Genomic DNA, 1171 nt, shown 5'->3' with positions numbered 1-1171 from the left:
CGAAAGGGCATGGAGGCATAAGAAAAGCCGACCTACAGGGCGAAGCCTTGGCCGAGTGGACACTGTGACAACTCGCGCCGAGTCCATCGGTGCGAGTTCTTTTTTGTCGGCCACTGTCACGCATCAGCCAGAGTGCTGCCACATGAGGCGTACCGGTAGCCGACGCTTGGGCTAATCATCACTGTAGGACCAAGTGGGCAACGCCCCAGAGCAGTAGAACATCCCATGCGAAGGTGAGCACGCCGCCTATCACGATCAAGGCCACAGGCAGTCCACCCGAGGGTTGCCGCACAGATTTCCGCCGCCGTGTAGGAGCAACAATTGGCTCGGTCAGGTCCTGCTCCAACCTGTTCTGTCTCGGTGGACAAGCGCATTCGGTCCAGCGAGGGGAATGGTAATGTGCTAGCTCAGCGCGCAATGTGTCGTTCACCTGTCTGATGATGCGGCATTACCCGCAAAGCCGCCTGACCGAGCGCACCTGCAACACGGACAACCGCGAGAGCGCCCCGCCCGCGCGCTCTCTTCTCTCACGTCTAGGGGGCGACGGTGATGCCCGGAGCATCCAAGATCGCTTGCTGTTTGCGTGCAACGCTCTCAGCGCGTTATGCAGTCCGTACTTCCAGCTTCGAGCCATTGCCCTTTGAGCTTTGATGGGTTCTCGTCGGGGTCGCCGTCCTATGCTGCTCATGATCAGGACAGCTATGTCGGCAAGTACATCCGGAGGCCTCACCCTCGTGGGACGAGGCCGCGGCGCAGCACGCGACTGGTCTCGGACACGATGATGGGTTTCTCGCCCGCAAAGCTGACCACAAGCTCGTGTTCGCCCAGACCGCGCGATCGCCGCCCCTCATGGTCGGCCGCGGCAAAGTCGAAGAGTGACCAAACGGTACAGCTCGCTCCGTCGGCCTCGCACGCAACCTGCGTGAACTCCGGTCGGTAGCGATACGTCCGTTCCGGCCAGCGCTCCGCAAACCGCTGCTTTTCGGCGAACACGGAGCGGTAGCTGCGCTCGTGGCCATGGAACACCACGCTCGGTCCATAGAAGGCCGATGTCGAGACGAGTGCCACGCGATTGGGCGATGACCAGGCATCCAGATAAGCCGAAGCGAACTTGACGGCCGCGCGCGCTCTGTCCCCAGGCTGGTTCGGCCCCGACGCCATTTGATGGGGT

General features: G+C 61.9%; 1 pseudogene. It reads right to left on the bottom strand.

Going from position 1 to position 1171, the window contains the following annotated elements:
* Positions 1-726 precede the first annotated feature (726 nt).
* Positions 727-1171 (bottom strand): annotated as a pseudogene (locus tag BN1233_RS18340) (hypothetical protein); the annotation flags it as partial.

Source organism: Microvirga massiliensis, from assembly GCF_001006805.1.
GTDB classification, from domain to species: domain Bacteria; phylum Pseudomonadota; class Alphaproteobacteria; order Rhizobiales; family Beijerinckiaceae; genus Microvirga; species Microvirga massiliensis.
The sequence above is the reverse complement of the archived record's forward strand: the minus strand, read 5'-3'. Positions and strand labels throughout refer to the sequence as shown.